Here is a 16,734-nt window from a genome sequence, read left to right as displayed (position 1 = left end):
TTCTTGACAAGATTGTAAAAGGAAGGGAAGTCTGATGGCAGAAGTAGAAGAGTTACGAGTACAACCTCAAGATATCTTAGCTGAACAATCCGTTTTAGGGGCTATCTTTATTGATGAGAGTAAGCTTGTTTTTGTACGAGAATATATTGAGTCTCGGGACTTTTTTAAGTATGCCCATCGTTTGATTTTCCAAGCTATGGTCGATTTATCCGATCGTGGCGATGCCATAGATGCAACAACGGTTCGTACTATTCTTGATAATCAAGGTGATTTACAGAATATTGGTGGCTTATCTTACTTGGTTGAGATTGTCAATTCTGTGCCAACTTCTGCTAATGCGGAGTATTATGCTAAAATCGTTGCAGAAAAAGCTATGTTACGGCGATTAATCTCCAAGTTGACAGAGTCTGTCAATCAAGCTTACGAGGCTTCGCAACCAGCTGATGAAATCATTGCTCAGGCAGAAAAAGGCCTGATTGATGTCAGCGAAAATGCTAATCGAAGTGGATTTAAGAACATTCGAGATGTGTTGAATATCAACTTTGGAAATCTGGAAGCTCGCTCGCAACAAACGACCGATATTACAGGTATTGCGACAGGCTATCGTGACTTGGATCATATGACGACTGGTCTGCATGAGGAGGAGTTGATTATCCTAGCAGCCCGTCCGGCGGTTGGTAAGACAGCCTTTGCCTTGAATATTGCTCAGAATATTGGGACTAAGTTGGACAAAACTGTTGCTATTTTTTCACTCGAAATGGGTGCGGAAAGTCTAGTGGATCGTATGTTGGCGGCAGAAGGTTTGGTAGAATCGCATTCTATCCGTACGGGTCAATTGACTGATGAGGAGTGGCAAAAATATACCATTGCTCAAGGGAATCTAGCTAATGCAAGTATCTATATCGATGATACGCCAGGAATTCGGATTACAGAGATTCGTTCTCGTTCTCGTAAATTGGCTCAAGAAACTGGAAATCTTGGTTTGATTTTGATAGACTATTTGCAGCTTATCACGGGAACTGGTCGAGAAAACCGCCAACAAGAAGTTTCAGAAATTTCACGTCAGTTGAAAATCCTAGCAAAAGAACTGAAGGTTCCAGTAATCGCTCTAAGTCAGCTTTCTCGTGGTGTAGAACAACGTCAGGATAAGAGACCGGTCTTGTCTGATATTCGTGAATCTGGGTCTATTGAGCAGGATGCTGATATCGTAGCCTTTCTCTATCGTGACGATTACTATGAGCGTGGTGGTGAAGAAGAGGACGGTATCCCAAATAATAAGGTGGAAGTTATTATCGAGAAAAACCGTAGTGGAGCTCGTGGAACAGTGGAATTGATTTTCCAAAAAGAATACAATAAATTTTCAAGTATCTCAAAAAGGGAGGCATAAAATGACAGATGCATTTACAGATGTAGCTAAGATGAAAAAAATCAAAGAGGAAATCAAGGCACATGAGGGTCATGTAATTGAAATGACTTTGGAAAATGGACGTAAGCGCCAAAAAAATAGATTGGGTAAGCTAATTGAAGTTTATCCATCCCTATTTATTGTGGAATTTGGGAACGTTGAAGGAGATAAACAAGCTAATGTTTATGTTGAATCCTTTACTTATTCAGATATTCTTACAGAAAAGAATTTGATTCATTATCTTGACTAAAGTGAGAAATTTTCTCACTTTTTCTTTTTTCTCCGAATAGTTTAAGTGAAGGCAATCTTCGATTTATACTCTTCGAAAATCAAATTCAAACCACGTCAGCTTCGCCTTGCCGTACTCAAGTACAGCCTGCGCCTAGCTTCCTAGTTTGCTCTTTGATTTTCATTGAGTACTATATTATTTTCAAGGAGGAAGAATGAAAATTTTACCGTTTATAGTAAGAGGGACAAGTTATTACTTGAAGATGTCAGTTAAAAAGCTTGTTCCTTTTTTAGTAGTAGGATTGATGTTAGCAGCGAGTGATAGTGTCTATGCCTATTCTGGAGGAAATGGATCGATTGCGCGAGGGGATGATTATCCTGTTTATTATAAAAATGGGAGCCAGGAGATTGATCAGTGGCGCATGTATTCTCGTCAGTGTACTTCTTTTGCAGCCTTTCGTTTGAGTAATGTCAATGGTTTTGAGATTCCAAGGGCTTATGGAAATGCGAATGAATGGGGGCATCGTGCTCGTCGTGAAGGCTATCGTGTAGATAATACACCGACGATTGGCTCCATTGCTTGGTCTACTGCAGGAACTTATGGGCATGTTGCCTGGGTGTCAAATGTAATGGGAGATCAGATTGAGATCGAGGAATATAACTATGGTTATACAGAAGCCTATAATAAACGAAGTATAAAAGCAAATACGATGACAGGATTTATTCATTTTAAAGATTTGGCTGGTGGTAGTGTGGGGAATAGTCAATCCTCAGTTTCAACAGGAGGAACACATTATTTTAAGACTAAGGCTGCTATCAAAAATCAGCCTCTAGCTAGCGCAACTGCAATTGATTACTATTATCCTGGGGAGAATGTTCATTATGATCAAATTCTCGAAAAAGATGGGTACAAGTGGTTGAGTTATACGGCTTATAACGGAAGTCGTCGTTATATCCAGCTAGAGGTAGTAACCTCTTCACAGAATTATCAGAATCAATCAGGAAATAGCTCTAACTATGGATCCAATAACAGTTCAACTGTCGGTTGGAAGAAAATAAATGGTAGTTGGTATCATTTCAAATCAAATGGTTCTAAATCAACGGGATGGCTGAAAGATGGTTCTAGCTGGTATTATTTGAAATCATCTGGTGAAATGCAGACAGGATGGTTAAATGAAAATGGTCTGTGGTACTATTTGGATAGTTCAGGGGCAATGAAAACGGGCTGGTACCAAGTATCTGGTAAGTGGTATTATTCTTACTCTTCAGGCGTCTTAGCTGTCAATACGACAGTGGATGGCTACAGAGTAAACAGTGATGGAGTACGAGTATAGAAAATTGGGGCAGGAAAAATTTCCTGCTCTTTTCTGTAAGCAGTTTCCTTGACTTTTTTTTTGTTTTGCGCTATCATATGTCCATATAATATATGGGAGTCTGTGTACAGTCTGAGAGGAAGTGTTAAACTTCGACCGCACCTGATCTGGGTAATGCCAGCGTAGGGAACGTTACTTAATCTATTCTGCACCTTTTCCATATATGGTAAAGGTTTTTCTTTTTGTCAAAGGAAAATGAGAAGAGGAGGTTCTTATGAAAGCAAGCATTGCCTTGCAAGTTTTACCCCTATCACAGGGGATTGATCGGATAGCTGTTATCGATCAGGTCATTGCTTATCTGCAAGCTCAAGAAGTGACTATGGTGGTGACACCATTTGAAACGGTCTTGGAAGGGGAGTTTGATGAGCTTATGCGCGTTCTCAAAGAAGCGCTGGAGGTGGCAGGGCAGGAGGCAGATAATGTCTTTGCCAATGTCAAAATAAATGTAGGAGAGATTTTAAGTATTGATGAGAAACTTGAAAAGTATACTGAGACGACACATTAGTCTGTTGGGCTTTCTGGGAGTCTTGTCAATCTGGCAGTTAGCAGGTTTTCTTAAACTTCTCCCCAAGTTTATCCTGCCGACACCTTTTGAAATTCTTCAGGCCTTTGTTCGTGACAGAGAATTTCTCTGGCACCATAGCTGGGCGACCTTGAGAGTGGCTTTACTAGGTCTAATTTTGGGAGTCTTGATTGCCTGTCTCATGGCTGTACTTATGGATAGTTTGACTTGGCTCAATGACCTGATTTACCCTATGATGGTGGTTGTTCAGACCATTCCGACCATTGCCATAGCTCCTATCCTGGTATTGTGGCTCGGTTATGGGATTTTGCCCAAGATTGTCTTGATTATCTTGACGACAACCTTCCCCATCATCGTCAGCATTTTGGACGGTTTTAGGCATTGTGACAAGGATATGCTGACCTTGTTTAGTCTGATGCGAGCCAAGCCTTGGCAAATCCTGTGGCATTTTAAAATTCCAGTCAGCCTGCCTTACTTTTATGCAGGTCTGAGGGTCAGTGTCTCCTACGCTTTTATCACAACAGTGGTATCTGAGTGGTTGGGAGGCTTTGAGGGACTAGGTGTCTACATGATTCAGTCCAAGAAACTGTTTCAGTATGATACCATGTTTGCTATTATTATTCTGGTATCGATTATCAGCCTTCTGGGTATGAAGTTGGTCGATATCAGCGAGAAATATGTTATTAAATGGAAACGTTCGTAGAATTAGAATGTTTCTGAAAAAGAAAAGAGGAAATCAAAATGAAGAAAACATGGAAAGTGTTTTTAACGCTTGTAACAGCTCTTGTAGCTGTTGTGCTTGTGGCCTGTGGTCAAGGAACTGCTTCTAAGGACAACAAAGAAGCAGAACTTAAGAAGGTTGACTTTATCCTAGACTGGACACCAAATACCAACCACACAGGACTTTATGTTGCCAAGGAAAAAGGTTATTTCAAAGAAGCTGGAGTGGATGTTGATTTGAAATTGCCACCAGAAGAAAGTTCTTCTGACTTGGTTATCAACGGAAAGGCACCATTTGCAGTGTATTTCCAAGACTACATGGCTAAAAAATTGGAAAAAGGGGCAGGAATTACTGCCGTTGCAGCTATTGTTGAACACAATACATCTGGAATTATCTCTCGTAAGTCTGACAATATCAATAGTCCTAAAGACTTGGTTGGGAAGAAATACGGAACTTGGAATGACCCAACTGAACTTGCTATGTTGAAAACATTGGTAGAGTCACAAGGTGGGGACTTTGATAAAGTCGAAAAAGTACCAAATAACGACTCAAACTCGATCACACCGATTGCCAATGGCGTCTTTGATGCTGCTTGGATCTACTATGGATGGGATGGAATTCTTGCCAAATCTCAAGGTGTAGATGCTAACTTTATGTACTTGAAAGACTACGTTAAAGAATTTGACTATTACTCACCAGTCATCATTGCTAACAACGACTACCTCAAAGATAACAAAGAAGAAGCACGTAAAGTCATCCAAGCTATCAAAAAAGGCTACCAATATGCCATGGAGCATCCAGAAGAAGCAGCTGACATCCTCATCAAAAATGCACCTGAACTCAAGGAAAAACGTGACTTTGTCATCGAATCTCAAAAATACTTGTCAAAAGAATACGCAAGCGACAAGGAAAAATGGGGACAATTTGATGCGGCTCGCTGGAATGCCTTCTACAAATGGGATAAAGAAAATGGTATCCTTAAAGAAGACTTGACAGACAAAGGCTTTACCAATGAATTTGTGAAATAATGACAGAAATTAGACTAGAATACGTCAGTTATGCCTATGGTCAGGAGAGGATTTTAGAGGACATCAATCTGAAAGTCACTTCAGGTGAAGTGGTTTCCATCCTAGGCCCAAGTGGTGTTGGAAAGACCACCCTCTTTAATCTAATCGCTGGGATTTTAGAAGTTCAGTCAGGGAGAATCGTTCTTGATGGTGAAGAAAATCCCAAGGGGCGCGTGAGTTATATGTTGCAAAAAGATCTTCTCTTGGAGCACAAGACGGTGCTTGGTAATATCATTCTGCCCCTCTTGATTCAAAAGGTGGATAAGGCGGAAGCTATTGCTCGCGCGGATGAAATTCTTGCGACCTTCCAGTTGACGGCTGTAAGAGATAAATACCCTCATGAACTCAGTGGTGGAATGCGCCAGCGTGTAGCCTTACTTCGTACCTATCTTTTCGGGCACAAGCTCTTTCTCTTAGATGAAGCCTTTAGCGCTTTGGATGAGATGACCAAGATGGAACTCCACGCTTGGTACCTTGAGATTCATAAGCAGTTACAATTGACGACCCTGATCATCACGCATAGTATCGAGGAGGCTCTCAGTCTCAGCGACCGCATCTATATCTTGAAAAATCGCCCTGGGCAGATTGTTTCAGAAATTAAACTAGATTGGTCTGAAGATGAGGACAAGGAAGTCCAAAAGATTGCCTACAAACGTCAAATCTTGGCAGAATTAGGCTTAGATAAGTAGAAAAATAGGGAGTTGGTGAAGATTATCCTTTACCAACGCCCTTTTTCTTTTAAAAATGAGAAAATTTCGGTATAATAGTCAAAGATAGTCAAGGTTTAAAGAGAGAGGTGGGTTTGTAATGAGATTTAAAAATACATCGGATCATATTGAGGCCTACATCAAGGCGATTTTAGATCAATCTGGTATTGTGGAGTTGCAACGGAGTCAGTTGGCAGATACCTTCCAGGTTGTTCCTAGTCAAATTAACTATGTGATCAAGACACGCTTTACGGAAAGTAGAGGCTACTTGGTTGAAAGTAAGCGTGGTGGCGGAGGCTATATTCGTATAGGACGGATTGAGTTTTCTAGTCATCATGAAATGCTCAGGGAGCTGCTTTACTCGATTGGTGAGCGAGTTAGTCAAGAAATTTATGAGGATATTCTCCAGCTTTTGGTTGAGCAGGAATTGATGAACAAGCAAGAGATGAATTTGCTGGTAGCAGTAGCTTTGGATCGCGTTCTAGGAGAAGAAGCTCCAGTCCTTCGTGCTAATATGCTACGACAGGTCATACAAGAGGTAGATAGAAAAGGGAAGTAAGATGAACTATTCAAAAGCATTGAATGAATGTATCGAAAGTGCCTACATGGTTGCTGGTCATTTTGGAGCTCGTTACCTAGAGTCTTGGCACTTGTTGATTGCCATGTCCAATCACAGTTATAGTGTGGCAGGGGCGACTTTAAATGATTATCCATATGAGATGGACCGTTTAGAAGAAGTCGCTTTGGAACTGACTGAAACGGACTATAGCCAGGATGAAACTTTTACGGAGTTGCCGTTCTCCCATCGTTTGCAGGTTCTTTTTGATGAAGCAGAGTATGTAGCGTCAGTGGTCCATGCTAAGGTGCTAGGGACGGAGCACGTCCTTTATGCGATTTTGCATGATGGAAATGCCTTGGCGACTCGTATCTTGGAGAGGGCTGGTTTTTCTTATGAAGACAAGAAAGATCAGGTCAAGATTGCTGCCCTACGTCGAAATCTAGAAGAACGTGCAGGTTGGACTCGTGAAGACCTCAAGGCTTTACGCCAACGCCATCGTACAGTAGCTGATAAGCAAAATTCTATGGCTAATATGATGGGCATGCCACAGACTCCGAGTGGTGGTCTCGAGGATTATACGCATGATTTGACAGAGCAAGCGCGTTCTGGCAAGTTAGAACCAGTCATCGGTCGAGACAAAGAAATATCCCGTATGATTCAAATCTTAAGCCGTAAGACTAAGAATAATCCTGTCTTGGTTGGGGATGCTGGTGTCGGGAAAACAGCTCTGGCGCTTGGTCTTGCCCAGCGTATTGCTAGTGGTGACGTGCCTGCGGAAATGGCTAAGATGCGCGTGTTAGAGCTTGATTTGATGAATGTCGTTGCAGGGACACGCTTCCGTGGTGACTTTGAAGAGCGCATGAACAATATCATCAAGGATATTGAAGAAGATGGCCAAGTCATCCTCTTTATCGATGAACTCCATACCATCATGGGTTCTGGTAGCGGAATTGATTCGACTTTGGACGCAGCCAATATCTTAAAGCCAGCCTTGGCTCGTGGAACTTTGAGAACGGTTGGTGCCACCACTCAGGAAGAGTACCAAAAACACATTGAAAAAGATGCGGCTCTTTCTCGTCGTTTCGCTAAAGTAACGATTGAAGAGCCAAGTGTTGCAGACAGCATGACCATTTTGCAAGGTTTGAAGGCGACTTATGAGAAACATCACCGTGTGCAAATCACAGATGAAGCGGTTGAAACAGCCGTCAAGATGGCTCATCGTTACTTGACTAGCCGTCACTTGCCAGACTCTGCTATCGATCTCTTGGATGAGGCAGCAGCAACAGTGCAAAATAAATCAAAGCATGTAAAAGCAGACGATTCTGACTTGAGTCCAGCTGACAAGGCCTTGATGGATGGCAAGTGGAAACAGGCAGCCCAGCTAATCGCAAAAGAAGAGGAAGTACCTGTCTATAAAGACTTGGTGACAGAGTCTGATATTTTGACCACCTTGAGTCGTTTATCAGGTATTCCAGTCCAAAAACTGACCCAAACGGACGCTAAAAAATACTTGAATCTGGAAGCTGAACTGCACAAACGTGTTATCGGTCAAGATCAAGCTGTTTCAAGCATTAGCCGTGCGATTCGCCGCAACCAGTCAGGGATTCGCAGTCACAAGCGTCCGATTGGTTCCTTTATGTTCCTAGGACCGACAGGTGTCGGTAAGACCGAATTGGCCAAGGCTCTGGCAGAAGTCCTCTTTGATGACGAATCAGCTCTTATCCGTTTTGATATGAGTGAGTATATGGAGAAATTCGCAGCCAGCCGTCTCAATGGCGCTCCTCCGGGCTATGTGGGCTACGAAGAAGGTGGAGAGTTGACCGAGAAGGTTCGCAACAAACCCTATTCCGTTCTCCTCTTTGACGAGGTAGAGAAGGCCCACCCAGATATCTTTAATGTTCTCTTGCAGGTTTTGGACGATGGTGTTTTGACCGATAGCAAGGGACGCAAGGTTGATTTTTCAAATACCATTATCATCATGACGTCAAATCTTGGTGCGACAGCCCTTCGTGATGACAAGACTGTCGGATTTGGGTCTAAGGATATTCGTTTTGATCAGGGAAATATGGAAAAACGCATGTTCGAAGAGCTGAAAAAGGCTTATAGACCTGAGTTTATCAACCGTATTGATGAAAAGGTGGTCTTCCATAGCCTGTCTAGCGAACATATGCAGGAAGTGGTGAAGATTATGGTCAAACCTTTAGTGGCAAGTTTGGCTGAAAAAGGCATTGACTTGAAATTACAAGCTTCCGCACTGAAATTGTTGGCCAATCAAGGATATGACCCAGAGATGGGAGCTCGTCCACTTCGCAGAACCCTACAAACAGAAGTGGAAGACAAGTTGGCAGAACTTCTTCTTAAGGGAGATTTGGTGGCAGGCAGCACACTTAAGATTGGTGTCAAAGCAGGCCAGTTAAAATTTGATATTGTATAAAAGAATAAAAGTATCAGCATCTGACCATAAGTCACAGTGGAGTGATACTCAATGAAAATCAAAGAGCAAACTAGGAAGCTAGCCGCAGGTTGCTCAAAACACTGTTTTGAGGTTGCAGATAGAGATGACGTGGTTTGAAGAGATTTTCGAAGAGTATGAAACTAAAACCTATAGCTTCTAAAGGATCCGTGGTTTTCACTATTCAACCCAAAATTCATATGTTTATTACCCTCCATCGCATTTGTCTTAGAGCGTGTGTAGTAGAAAAAGAGCAGTATTATCTGAAATTTTTATCTTTTCAAAAGAGACCTGTTTCTTTTTTGCCTATTAAATCCGTTCTAGCTGGTATTTGAAAAATCAAACTAAGCTGCAAGATGAATGATTTTCTTGTATTGACGTTGTTGTTGACAAAAAAAGTAGCGGATAAATGAAATCCATTCCATTATCATAGATGATAGGCTGGTAGGAAATTTTCAAATAGCATACAGGAAATAGATGTGTAGAGTTCTGGTAGTAGAAAGGGAGAGAGATGAACATTTTAGTTGTAGATGACGAGGAAATGATTAGAGAAGGAATTGCAGCATTTTTGACAGAAGAGGGTTATCATGTCATTATGGCTAAGGATGGACAAGAGGCCTTGGAAAAATTTCAAGATCTCCCTATCCATCTCATGGTACTGGATTTAATGATGCCTAGGAAGAGTGGTTTTGAAGTGTTAAAAGAAATCAATCAAGAGCACGATATTCCTGTCATCGTCTTGAGTGCTCTGGGAGATGAAACTACTCAGTCACAGGTATTTGATCTCTATGCTGATGATCATGTGACAAAGCCTTTTTCTTTGGTACTGCTTGCCAAGCGTATTAAAGCTCTTATCAGACGTTACTACGTCATAGAGGATCTTTGGCAATATCAGGATGCAACAGTGGATTTTACCTCTTACAAAGCACATTATAAAAATGAAGAAATTGATCTCAAGCCAAAGGAATTATTGGTACTAAAGTGTTTGATTCAGCATAAAAATCAAGTTTTAAGTAGAGAGCAGATATTGGAAGAAATTTCAAAAGATGTAGCTGATTTACCTTGTGATAGGGTCGTTGATGTCTATATTCGTACTCTTCGCAAAAAATTGGCTTTAGATTGCATTGTGACTGTGAAAAATGTTGGGTATAAGATTAGCTTATGATAAAAAATCCTAAATTATTAACCAAGTCTTTTTTAAGAAGTTTTGCAATTCTAGGTGGTGTTGGTCTAGTCATTCATATAGCTATTTATTTGACCTTTCCTTTTTATTATATTCAATTGGAGGGGGAAAAGTTTAATGAGAGTGCAAGAGTGTTTACGGAGTATTTAAAGACTAAGACAGCTGATGAAATTCCAAGCTTACTCCAGTCTTATTCAAAGTCCTTGACTATATCTGCTCACCTTAAAAGAGATATCTTGGATAAGCGGCTCCCTCTTGTGCATGACTTAGATATTAAAGATGGAGAGCTATCAAATTATATCGTGATGTTAGATATGCCTGTTAGTACAGCAGATGGTAAACAGGTAACGGTGCAGTTTGTGCAGGGAGTGGATATCTACAAAGAAGCAAAGAATATTTTGCTTTTGTATCTCCCCTATACATTTTTGGTTACAATTGCTTTTTCCTTTGTGTTTTCTTATTTTTATACGAAACGCTTGCTCAATCCTCTTTTTTACATTTCAGAAGTGACTAGTAAGATGCAAGATTTGGATGATAATATTCGTTTTGATGAAAGCAGAAAAGATGAAGTTGGTGAAGTTGGAAAACAGATTAATGGTGTGTATGAGCACTTGTTGAAGGTTATTCATGAGTTGGAAAATCGTAATGAGCAAATTGTAAAATTGCAAAATCAAAAGGTTTCCTTTGTCCGTGGAGCATCACATGAATTAAAGACACCTCTAGCTACTCTCAGGATTATCTTAGAAAATATGCAATACAATGTGGGGGATTATAAAGATCATCCTAAGTATCTTGAAAAGAGTATTGATAAAATCGATCAGATGAGTTTCTTGCTAGAGGAAGTGTTGGAATCTTCTAAATTTCAAGAATGGACAGAGTGCAGTGAGATTTTAATGGTAAATACCGTTTTGACAGATGTTTTGTCTCGATATCAGGAATTGGCATTTTCTAAAAATCTTGTGATTGATAATCAGTTGACTACTGATACAAAAGTAAGGATGAGCTTGAAGGCTTTGGATAAAGTCTTGACAAATCTTATCAGTAATGCTATCAAGTACTCAGATCAATCTGGCATTGTGACTATTTCTGAGCAAGATGGTTATCTTTCTATTAGGAATACATGTGCTCCGTTGAATCAGGAAGAGTTAGAACATTTATTTGATATTTTTTACCATTCACAAATTGTAACAGATAGAGAAACAGGATCAGGATTGGGTCTTTATATTGTTAAGAATATCTTAGAGAGTCATCGTATGTCCTATAGTTTCTTGCCTTATGAACAAGGGATGGAATTTAAAATCTGCTTGTTACCAGATAGTTAGCTTTAGTAAGACTCTTTTCTTACTTGAGGATAATTTAAGGAAGCATAGTTTGAATGGTAGTGATAGAGTAAATCAAAGAACGGAATCAGTTTTCGTTCTTTTTCTTTTTCAATTCATATTGGGTTAACATAGAGATGTTACAGTAGTGGTAAAGAAAGGGGATCGTGATGATAGCAATAATCATTATCTGTGTATTTTTAATTCGCTTGTTGTTCCTAAAGAAATCAATTGAAAATGAAAAACGGCTTCGTAGGGATGGTGGGCGAGAATTTGGCATTAAAAATACCAAACGTCTTACCTTGGTTCATATTGTTTTTTATCTGGCTTGTTTTATGGAAGCCCTAGTCTATCGACCGTCTTTCAATATGATGAGTATTGTGGGTTTGGTGCTCCTGATATTTTCTATGTTGATGTTGCTACTTGTTATTCATCTGCTTGGGGATATTTGGACAGTCAAGTTGATGTTAGCACCGAATCATAAGTTTGTGGATCATATCTTATTTAGGACAGTAAAACATCCCAATTACTTTTTAAATATCCTTCCTGAGTTGATTGGCTTGACCTTGCTGAGTCATGCCTATATGACTTTTGTTTTAGTTTTTCCAGTTTATGCAGTTATTTTGTATCGACGAATAGCTGAAGAGGAAAAGTTATTACATGAAGTTATAATCCCAAATGGAAGCATAAAGAGATAAATACAAGATTCAATTCATATACAGTTCATATTGAAATGATATAGTAGTGTTAAGAAAAATATTGGAGGAAATAATTATGTTTGCATCAAAAAGTGAAAGAAAAGTACGTTATTCAATTCGTAAATTTAGTATTGGAGTAGCTAGTGTAGTGGTTGCTAGTCTGTTCTTAGGAGGAGTAGTCCATGCAGAAGGGGTTGGAGGTGGAAATAACCCCATGGTTACATCTAGTGGGGAAGATAGGTTGAAGGAATACAAGCAACTTTTGTTAAAAGAGTTGGAAGAGACAGCTTTACCTGAAGATAAAAAAGCTGAGTATAGAAAGCGGATTGAACAGGAGATGGACTATTCAGTACTAGCTGAGATAGAGAATAACTTTCATCAAGAAAGTTTGGAAATACGTAATAAAGAACATGATGAAGTAGTTGAAAAAGCTAAAACTGAGTTTCCTAGGTATTTAGATCAGATTTTAACGGGACTTGAAAAATTGGTTGATGAAAAAGATTCTCAGTTTGAAAAGCTTATTCAAGAAGCTAAGGATATTGTAGAAGAATATAAACGAAGATTTGATAAAGGTATTGATAGCCAAGATATAAAAAGGTTAGAACAAGAGGGTAAAAATAAGATAGATAAGTTGGTAGAGGACTTTAAGAATAGTTTATCAAATCAACAAAGTGAACCATCAGGAAATTCTAATTCTTCTAATGGTAGAGGTGATACGACTAAGCCTGCGAATCAAGGATTAGATTCTGATTCACCTTCTGGAAAAGAACATAATAAACCAACTCCACCAAAAGTAGAAAATCAAGGAGGAAATATAGTTTCTACTGAAAAAACTACGGAGACAAATCTTAAAGAAGCTAAAGAAACTGCTAAAACAACTTTGGATAATTATAGAAAAAATCGTTTAACAAAATTAAATCCAGCTGCTTTTTGGTTTGGAGAACTTTTGTTGGCGTCTCAAAAGACTTTATCCGAATATAGTACGCAATTTGAGAGTGCTTCGAGTAAAGAAGAATTGAAAGCTCTGATAGAAAAATCTAAACAGGCAATTGATGAACTGATAGCTACTCATCAAAATAGAGAAATCAGCTTAGAGCGAAATAAGGCAAAGGAAGCGGTCACTAAACATCTAGCAAAATTATTGGATGACATCAAGAAAAATTTAGAAAAAGAGCAACATATCAATACTGTAGAGCTAATTAAAAATCTAAAAGATATTGAAAAAACGTATTTGCATAAATTAGATGAATCAACCCAAAAAGCCCAACTACAGAATCTGGTTACAGAAAGTCAATCAAAACTAGATGAAGCTTTGTCTAACTTTAAAAAGGGCTTATCTTCTTCGTCAAATTCAGGATCCTCCACTAAACCAGAAACTCCAGAAAAATCAGAGCAACCTACTCCAAGCAAACCTGCTGAAAAAGAGCAGAACCCATCAGGTTCAACCACAGGAAGTCACTCCGGTTCCGCTAGCTCTTCAGGAAGTTCTAGTGCTCCCACTAAACCAAAATCTCCAGAAAAACCAGAGCGACCTGCTCCAAGCAAACCTGCGGAAAAGGAGCAGAATCCATCAGGTTCAGCCACAGGAAGACAATCCGATTCCACTAGCTCTTCAGGAAGTTCTAGTGCTTCCACTAAACCAGAAACTCCAGAAAAATCAGAGCAACCTACTCCAAGCAAACCTGCTGAAAAAGAGCAGAACCCATCAGGTTCAACCACAGGAAGTCACTCCGGTTCCACTAGCTCTTCAGGAAGTTCTAGTGCTTCCACTAAACCAAAATCTCCAGAAAAACCAGGGGAACCTACTCCAAGTAAACCATCAGGAAACGAGACAAATTCTTCATCTCCTACCAGATCTAACAGTCTTTCTCCTACCCTCTCATCTCAACCGACATCTACTGTTCAAAAGGTATTTACAACTCAAAATGGAAATACCAAGATTACTGTTATGTTTGAAACTGCTACAGAAGCAGACTCTGTCAATCTTAAAGAGGTAACAACAAAAGAAATGATTGATAATGTTACCCGTCAAACAGGGCAAGGAACAGTGCGCATATTTGATATTTCCCTTTCAAAAGATGGAAAAGAAACCCATGTGAAGGGAGAGAGAGTAGTTCGTCTTGCAATTGGTAATATTGATTCTGAGATTCAAGTTTACCATGTGAAAGAAAATGGAGAGTTGGAGTTGCTCCCATCAACAGTTGAAAATGGGCAAGTCGTTTTCAAAACGAGTCATTTCAGCTTATTTGCGATTAAAACACTTCCTAAAAAACAAATGGCTACCGAGCCAGAGGCAAATAGGGAAGGAAAAACTCAATCTGATGATAAGGAAATGGTTCTTCTTGCTGATAAAGCAAATCAAATGAGTGAAAATCGTTCAAATTCAGATAAAAAAGATAAGCAAGCGCTCCCATCAACTGGAACAATGTCAACGTTGCTTATGGAATTCTTAGGTCTTATATCTCTAGTAGGTGTTTATCTATTAAAAGGAAAAAAGACGGAGAATGACTAATTTCATATAGATATTACTTGCCTATATAAATCAAAGAAAACCCGTAAACTTTAAGATAGTTACGGGTTTTGGTCTATTAAGCCTTATCCAATTGCAAGAGGGCTTCAATCTCTGCTAGGGTGCTAGCTTGTGAAATGGCTCCACGGAGTTTGGCAGCGCCAGATGTTCCACGGAGGTAGTGAGGAGCGAGTCCACGGAATTCACGAACTGCTACGTTTTCCCCCTTGAGGTTAATCAAGCGTTTCAAGTGCTCGTAGGCGATTTTCATCTTATCTTCAAAGGTCAAATCAGGGAGGATTTCTCCTGTTTCAAAGTAATGGTTGATTTGGTTAAAGAGGTAAGGATTTCCCATGGCAGCGCGGCCAATCATGACTGCATCAGCACCGACTTCTTCAATGCGTTGTTTGGCTTCTTGGACTGTACGGATGTCACCGTTGGCGATAAATGGAATCTTGGTCAGAGCTTGGGCAACCTTGTGAAGGGTCTCAAGGTCTGCGTGACCTGTATACATTTGTTCACGGGTACGACCATGCATGGCGAGGGCAGAAACACCTGCAGCTTCAGCAGCGAGGGCATTTTCTACTGCAAGAGATGGGTCAGCCCAGCCGGTACGCATTTTGACAGTAAGTGGAATATCAAGGACAGATTGGACCTTGTTGATAATAGAGTAGATCTTGTCTGGATCCTTGAGCCACATAGCGCCAGCTTCGTTCTTCACGATTTTGTTAACTGGGCAGCCCATGTTGATATCCACGATATCGGTTTTGGTGTTTTCTTGGATGAATTCTGCTGCGCGTGCTAGGCTGTCTTCATCACTACCAAAAAGTTGGATAGAAACAGGGTTTTCGCCTTCATCGATATGAAGCATGTGCAGGGTTTTTTCGTTGTTGTATTGGATTCCCTTATCAGAGACCATTTCCATGACAACGAGCCCAGCTCCCAGCTCTTTTGCGATAGTACGAAAGGCTGAGTTGGTCACGCCAGCCATAGGTGCTAAAACAGTACGATTGGGAATCTCAACATTGCCAATCATAAAAGGTGTATTAAGATTTGTCACGAATGAGTTCCTCCAGATCCTCTTCATCAAAGTTGTAAGTAGTTTGGCAGAATTGACAAGTGATTTCTGCCCCGTGGTCTTCCTCTTTCATTTCCTGTAAGTCTGAGCTTGGAAGGCTGGCAAGAGCGTTCATAAAGCGTTCATGGCTACAGTCGCATTGGAAACGAATTTCTTCTTCAGAAAGACGCTTGTAGGCTTCGTCACCGTAGATTGCCTTGAGGAGGGCTTCGATATGGTCTTCACTTTCCAGAAGCGTTGAGATAGCTGGCATTTCTTGGATGCGTTTTTCAAAGCGAGCAATCTCTTCTTCCTTGGCTCCTGGCAAGACTTGAACTAGGAAACCACCTGCAACCTTGACCTTGTCTTCCTCGTCCAAAAGGACATTGAGACCGACTGCAGAAGGGGTTTGTTGGCTTTCTGTTAGGTAGAAAGCAAGGTCTTCCCCAATCTCTCCAGAGATGAGTGGGGTCAAGGAAGTATAAGGATTTCCAATGCCGTAGTCTGTGATAACGAGAAATTGACCATTGCCAACAAAAGGTCCGACTAGGACTTCACCAGTTGCAGTCTTTTTGATGTCAACACCAGGATTTTGAACATAACCTTTGACATTCCCCTTGGTATCAGCGACCGTGATAATGGCTCCTAGAGAGCTAGATCCCAGCACCTTCACTGTTAGTTTGGTATTTCCTTTTTCATTGGCTGCGAGAATCTGGCTAGCGATAAGAGTTCGACCAAGCGCTACAGTTGAGCTGGCTTGGGTTTGATGTTTTTCTTGAGCAGTGCGGACGGTTTCGGTGCTGTCAAGGACAAAAGCACGAAAGGCTCCGCTTTCTGATATAGTTTTAATAATTTTATCCATAGCTACTATTTTAGCATAAAAATGCCCAAAGGGGGAGCCGTGTGTTTGCTGATTTTCAGGATAATGGACCA

General features: G+C 40.3%; 15 protein-coding genes and 1 riboswitch. Of the genes, 13 read left to right on the top strand and 2 right to left on the bottom strand.

Going from position 1 to position 16,734, the window contains the following annotated elements:
- The first annotated feature begins 34 nt into the window (after positions 1-34).
- From dnaB to HT679_RS03075, 13 genes are all read left to right on the top strand, one after another.
- Complete coding sequence (gene dnaB / locus HT679_RS03135) at positions 35-1,387, top strand: replicative DNA helicase (RefSeq protein WP_112444677.1); 1,353 nt, start codon at positions 35-37, stop codon at positions 1,385-1,387.
- Position 1,388: 1 nt separating this feature from the next.
- Positions 1,389-1,655: a Veg family protein gene (locus tag HT679_RS03130; protein ID WP_000128619.1), complete on the top strand. Its 267-nt coding sequence runs from the start codon at positions 1,389-1,391 to the stop codon at positions 1,653-1,655.
- Positions 1,656-1,848: 193 nt separating this feature from the next.
- Positions 1,849-2,967 (top strand): choline binding-anchored murein hydrolase CbpD, encoded by a 1,119-nt coding sequence (gene cbpD / locus HT679_RS03125; RefSeq protein WP_173212927.1) that lies wholly within the window; start codon positions 1,849-1,851, stop codon positions 2,965-2,967.
- An 82-nt stretch (positions 2,968-3,049) separates the two neighbouring features.
- Positions 3,050-3,152: riboswitch (TPP riboswitch) on the top strand.
- Between the two features lie 68 nt (positions 3,153-3,220).
- Positions 3,221-3,511: a thiamine-binding protein gene (locus tag HT679_RS03120; protein ID WP_173212925.1), complete on the top strand. Its 291-nt coding sequence runs from the start codon at positions 3,221-3,223 to the stop codon at positions 3,509-3,511.
- Positions 3,474-4,232 carry an ABC transporter permease gene (locus HT679_RS03115; RefSeq protein ID WP_162489320.1) on the top strand — a complete coding sequence of 253 codons (759 nt, stop codon included), beginning with the start codon at positions 3,474-3,476 and terminating at the stop codon, positions 4,230-4,232. Before HT679_RS03120 ends, HT679_RS03115 begins: the two co-directional genes overlap by 38 nt.
- A gap of 38 nt (positions 4,233-4,270) precedes the next feature.
- On the top strand, positions 4,271-5,278 hold the full coding sequence (locus HT679_RS03110) for an ABC transporter substrate-binding protein (RefSeq protein ID WP_173212922.1): 1,008 nt from the start codon (positions 4,271-4,273) through the stop codon (positions 5,276-5,278).
- Positions 5,278-6,006 carry an ABC transporter ATP-binding protein gene (locus HT679_RS03105; RefSeq protein ID WP_173212920.1) on the top strand — a complete coding sequence of 243 codons (729 nt, stop codon included), beginning with the start codon at positions 5,278-5,280 and terminating at the stop codon, positions 6,004-6,006. Before HT679_RS03110 ends, HT679_RS03105 begins: the two co-directional genes overlap by 1 nt.
- Positions 6,007-6,124: 118 nt before the next feature.
- Entirely contained in the window at positions 6,125-6,583 is a 459-nt protein-coding gene (locus tag HT679_RS03100) for a CtsR family transcriptional regulator (protein ID WP_173212918.1), read from the top strand.
- A gap of 1 nt (position 6,584) precedes the next feature.
- Complete coding sequence (locus HT679_RS03095; RefSeq protein ID WP_173212915.1) at positions 6,585-9,017, top strand: ATP-dependent Clp protease ATP-binding subunit; 2,433 nt, start codon at positions 6,585-6,587, stop codon at positions 9,015-9,017.
- Between the two features lie 529 nt (positions 9,018-9,546).
- Entirely contained in the window at positions 9,547-10,200 is a 654-nt protein-coding gene (gene rr06 / locus HT679_RS03090) for a two-component system response regulator RR06 (protein WP_173212913.1), read from the top strand.
- Entirely contained in the window at positions 10,197-11,540 is a 1,344-nt protein-coding gene (locus HT679_RS03085) for a HAMP domain-containing sensor histidine kinase (protein ID WP_173212911.1), read from the top strand. Before rr06 ends, HT679_RS03085 begins: the two co-directional genes overlap by 4 nt.
- Before the next feature lie 167 nt (positions 11,541-11,707).
- Positions 11,708-12,235, top strand: coding sequence for an isoprenylcysteine carboxyl methyltransferase family protein (locus HT679_RS03080; protein ID WP_173212909.1), 528 nt, complete (start codon positions 11,708-11,710; stop codon positions 12,233-12,235).
- Positions 12,236-12,311: 76 nt separating this feature from the next.
- Complete coding sequence (locus HT679_RS03075) at positions 12,312-14,747, top strand: RICH domain-containing protein (RefSeq protein ID WP_173213002.1); 2,436 nt, start codon at positions 12,312-12,314, stop codon at positions 14,745-14,747.
- Positions 14,748-14,823: 76 nt separating this feature from the next.
- On the opposite strand, the gene dusB is transcribed toward HT679_RS03075, so the two are convergent.
- Together dusB and hslO are read right to left on the bottom strand one after the other, a co-directional pair.
- A complete protein-coding gene (dusB, locus tag HT679_RS03070; protein WP_000183308.1) occupies positions 14,824-15,804 on the bottom strand; it encodes a tRNA dihydrouridine synthase DusB in 981 nt (326 codons plus the stop codon).
- Positions 15,791-16,663 carry an Hsp33 family molecular chaperone HslO gene (gene hslO, locus HT679_RS03065; RefSeq protein WP_173212907.1) on the bottom strand — a complete coding sequence of 291 codons (873 nt, stop codon included), beginning with the start codon at positions 16,661-16,663 and terminating at the stop codon, positions 15,791-15,793. Before hslO ends, dusB begins: the two co-directional genes overlap by 14 nt.
- Between the last annotated feature and the right edge of the window lie 71 nt (positions 16,664-16,734).

Source organism: Streptococcus sp. 4886 (genome assembly GCF_013276485.1).
Lineage (GTDB): Bacteria > Bacillota > Bacilli > Lactobacillales > Streptococcaceae > Streptococcus.
This window is presented reverse-complemented; position numbering and strand designations above follow the sequence as displayed.

Bases quoted from the DNA above. Each gene is read 5' to 3' on its own strand.
- HT679_RS03075 (WP_173213002.1), top strand. From the start codon at position 12,312: ATGTTTGCATCAAAAAGTGAAAGAAAAGTACGTTATTCAATTCGTAAA.
- HT679_RS03105 (WP_173212920.1), top strand. From the start codon at position 5,278: ATGACAGAAATTAGACTAGAATACGTCAGTTATGCCTATGGTCAGGAG.
- HT679_RS03110 (WP_173212922.1), top strand. From the start codon at position 4,271: ATGAAGAAAACATGGAAAGTGTTTTTAACGCTTGTAACAGCTCTTGTA.
- cbpD (WP_173212927.1), top strand. From the start codon at position 1,849: ATGAAAATTTTACCGTTTATAGTAAGAGGGACAAGTTATTACTTGAAG.
- rr06 (WP_173212913.1), top strand. From the start codon at position 9,547: ATGAACATTTTAGTTGTAGATGACGAGGAAATGATTAGAGAAGGAATT.
- HT679_RS03085 (WP_173212911.1), top strand. From the start codon at position 10,197: ATGATAAAAAATCCTAAATTATTAACCAAGTCTTTTTTAAGAAGTTTT.
- HT679_RS03115 (WP_162489320.1), top strand. From the start codon at position 3,474: ATGAGAAACTTGAAAAGTATACTGAGACGACACATTAGTCTGTTGGGC.
- HT679_RS03130 (WP_000128619.1), top strand. From the start codon at position 1,389: ATGACAGATGCATTTACAGATGTAGCTAAGATGAAAAAAATCAAAGAG.
- hslO (WP_173212907.1), bottom strand. From the start codon at position 16,663: ATGGATAAAATTATTAAAACTATATCAGAAAGCGGAGCCTTTCGTGCT.
- HT679_RS03080 (WP_173212909.1), top strand. From the start codon at position 11,708: ATGATAGCAATAATCATTATCTGTGTATTTTTAATTCGCTTGTTGTTC.
- HT679_RS03100 (WP_173212918.1), top strand. From the start codon at position 6,125: ATGAGATTTAAAAATACATCGGATCATATTGAGGCCTACATCAAGGCG.
- HT679_RS03120 (WP_173212925.1), top strand. From the start codon at position 3,221: ATGAAAGCAAGCATTGCCTTGCAAGTTTTACCCCTATCACAGGGGATT.
- HT679_RS03095 (WP_173212915.1), top strand. From the start codon at position 6,585: ATGAACTATTCAAAAGCATTGAATGAATGTATCGAAAGTGCCTACATG.
- dnaB (WP_112444677.1), top strand. From the start codon at position 35: ATGGCAGAAGTAGAAGAGTTACGAGTACAACCTCAAGATATCTTAGCT.